The organism is Planktothrix sp. FACHB-1355 (assembly GCF_014748295.1).
GTDB classification, from domain to species: domain Bacteria; phylum Cyanobacteriota; class Cyanobacteriia; order Cyanobacteriales; family Aerosakkonemataceae; genus Aerosakkonema; species Aerosakkonema funiforme_A.
Genome location: NZ_JACJUP010000970.1, coordinates 1 through 2780, shown reverse-complemented (window position 1 = coordinate 2780; position 2780 = coordinate 1). Strand labels below are relative to the sequence as shown.

The window sequence follows — 2780 nt, the reverse complement described above, 5'->3', positions numbered from 1 at the left end:
AAAGATTGCGATAACCCGCTCAAGATCGTTACAGAGTGGCGGAAACAATTTGTAACAGCCAGAGCGAATGCTCCTGATGGGGAGTGTATTTCCCGAAAAGCTTAATTAGAGGAGTGGCAGAATCGGAATAGTTTTTGCCGCTTAAATTTTGGATAAACACTATAGACATAACTTTATGGTCTTCCCAGCCAGAACTAATGTTGTGAGGTCAAAACCTTTCTTTCCATATCAACAGTTTCCTAGATCTGAGAGTCAGTGTCGATAATGATAAGTTAAGCAGTTTTTTGGCGATGAATTTAATCAAAAAATCAGGTAAAGTCAGGTAAGTTCAGAAAAGTTCAGGAAAGATCGGGAAAAGTCAGGTTATACTGAAAGAGTGAGTTAAGAAAACTGGCGCGAACAGAGAAAGCTAATGGAATTTGAAGAAGCATTAAAAGTTCTAGATGCAGCGGTTTTCGCTAAAAAAAAGGTTCACCTGAGAGACGTTGAAGTAGTGATACTTAAGGGCTCTTGGCAAGGTCAGAAGTATCACGAAATTGCCGCTGCTTCCGGTTACACCGAAACATACCTAAAGCAAGACATTGGGCCAAAATTATGGAAGTTGGTCTCTGAAGCATTAGGAGAAAAAGTCAGTAAAACGAATTTTGAAGCTGCTCTAGAGAGGCGATGGCGAGAGTCATTGGCAGAAGCTAAAAAAGATCGGAAAGACCAAAGTCTTGAGGGGGTGGCTGGAATAACGCCTGAAGCCAAGGGCCAAAAGTCAGCTGAGGGTGAGAATTTCTCAGGCTCAGAACAAGAGGAGACAATCAATAATAACAAAGTCATTTTTATTGGGCGGGAAAAAGCGATCGCAGATCTCAACTCCCTAGTCAGACAAGGGGCTAAAATTATACTGATTCAGGGTGAGGGCGGTGTAGGCAAGACGCTGCTATCCTGGGAGTACCTGACATCTGCGGGCTTCGACTTAATTATGGAGACCTGGATGGCAAAAGAGATGCAACAAATCACCAGTGCCAAAAGTGTAGTAGAAGAATGGTTAAAGCGACACTTTAACGAGGAGCCTAGTGGTGATTTTGGTGTTACTCTGGAGCGCTTAAGGCAAAAACTGCGAAATCCCTCACAAAGAGTGGGAGTGATAATTGATAACCTCGAACCGGCTTTGGATAAAGATGGCAAATTTATCCCCGCTCACCGCGACTATGTGGAGTTATTAAGAGTTTTAGCGGATCGAGGTGGTAACTGCGTTACTTTAATTACGAGTCGGGAGCGATTGGGAGAATCTGCTGTAAGTTTTCATGACTATCGCTTGCAAGGTTTGGATATAGCTGCGTGGCGAGTGTTTTTCAGCAGCCGCAATATCAACACCGAATCTTCAGTATTGAAGGATATGCACCAAGCCTATGGCGGAAATGCCAAAGCTATGCACATTATTTCTGGCGCAATTCAAGCAGATTGGGAAGGGGATATTGAGGCTTATTGGCATCAAAATGGACAGAATTTGTTGATTGAAAGAGACTTAAAAGATTTAATTGCCAGTCAGTTCGATCGCCTGCAAGAACACGACCCGGAAGCTTATAAACTTCTCTGTCGTATGGGATGCTATCGCTATCAAGAGGTGCGATCGGTATTATTGGATGGAGTTCTCCATTTGCTATGGGATGTACCTGAGTCACAACGGAGACGAGTTGTTCAATCTTTACGAGAGCGATCGTTATTGGATTTCTACAAGGGCGAACACTACCTACATTCAGTAACTAGGGCGGAAGCTAGAGCCAGACTAAAAATTAGTGAAGACTGGAAGATAGTTAATCGCAAAGCAGCAGATTTTTGGACAGACAGCGTTACGGTTATCGATACTCCAGGCGATGCAATCAAAGCTTTGGAAGCTTACTATCACTATATAGATATCGAAGAATTCGATCGAGCTGCCGATATAATACTCAAAGAGAGAAAACTAAAGCATAGTGACTTGGGAGTGGCGGAGACACTTGCTAACTCTTTTGGCAGAGTAGGTCTGCTTCAACACATGGCTTCTGTCATCACTTCCCTAGCTGAGAATATTAACGATGAGTATTCCTTGACCCACCTTTACAATGAGTTTGGTAATATATTGCTGCGAGCGGGTGATATACAAAAAGGTATTGAAGCCTACGAAAAGGCTATAGAAATGGCAAAAAAAACCCAGGAAGTAATCTCTCAAAAGGAAAACTACGAACAACTCAAGCTTGAGCTAGAAAAAATAAATGTATCGATACGCTTCATAATAAGCGGCAGCAAACTCAGTATTGGTGAATTTGAAGAAGCCATAAAATCTTACGAAGAGGTATTGGTTCTTGTAGAAAACCCTAATTATTCCGTATATACAGTAGGTTCTTTGTTAGCTCTCAGCGTTTTGTACTCGGAGTCGAATTCCGAAGAAGATAAACAAAAAACCATAATTTACGCAGAAAAGGCTAAAAAGGGTTACAAAGAATTACCAAATATGTATTTGAGCGTATGGATTAAAGCATATAGCTCGGTCGGTTTCGCTATGATCCATAACAACTTAGGAGATTACGAAAAAGCATTAGAAATGTATCGCGAGGCATTATGTTATGCAGAACAAAGTAACTATATTGAGGTTAAAGGTAGAGCGCTAAATGGTTTAGGAACGATTTATCGAAAGCAAAATAATTTAGAAGCGGCGCTCGTCAATCATACAGATGCTTTAGAAATTGCCAGTAAAATAGGAGCCAAAGTCAATATTGCTGAAGCTTACTATGAAAGGGGATTGACTTATC

Annotated in this window: 1 protein-coding gene; it reads left to right on the top strand. The window is 41.4% G+C overall.

The window, feature by feature from the left end; genetic code table 11:
- Positions 1–412 precede the first annotated feature (412 nt).
- Positions 413–2780 (top strand): tetratricopeptide repeat protein (locus H6S82_RS27710; protein ID WP_191057064.1); only part of this gene is annotated, 2368 nt, incomplete at its 3' end.